The following is a 411-nucleotide window of genomic DNA, read 5'->3' as shown; positions in this document are numbered from 1 at the left end:
GCCGCTATCCGCCAGGCAATCTGGGTGAATTTGTCTACCCCGGCGTGCATTCCGATGTCGGTGGTGGCTACGGCCTGCGCGAGCAGGGCCGCTGTGGTGGCGAGGTGGGCATGCAGCTGTCGCAGATCGCGCTGCGCCGCATGTATCTGCTGGCTTTCCGTGCCGGTGCGCCGCTCACGGTACCGAAAGATAGCTATGACACCAGCGGCGGCAAAATGGCCAATATCGAAAGCTGGCGCTGGATGCCTAAAGCGGTTTCCGATGACTTTTCTGTCAATCCAGACCTCATCACCCGCTTCAACGCCTGGGCGCAACTGCGCGACTGCGCCGAGGACACGGTGGAGAAAATCGTGGTCAAGCAAACCGCGCTGCTCACCGCCTGGCGCATCGAACGCTTTGCCGGTGGCCTGG

At 62.3% G+C, this 411-nt stretch carries 1 pseudogene; it reads left to right on the top strand.

Annotated features, from left to right (window positions below):
• A pseudogene (locus JHD64_RS21160) lies at positions 1-411 on the top strand (DUF2235 domain-containing protein); the annotation flags it as partial.

Source organism: Aquitalea sp. ASV15 (genome assembly GCF_016429115.1).
Lineage (GTDB): Bacteria > Pseudomonadota > Gammaproteobacteria > Burkholderiales > Chromobacteriaceae > Aquitalea > Aquitalea magnusonii.
Note: the sequence above shows the minus strand (reverse complement) of the source record. Positions and strands in the feature narration are given on the sequence as shown.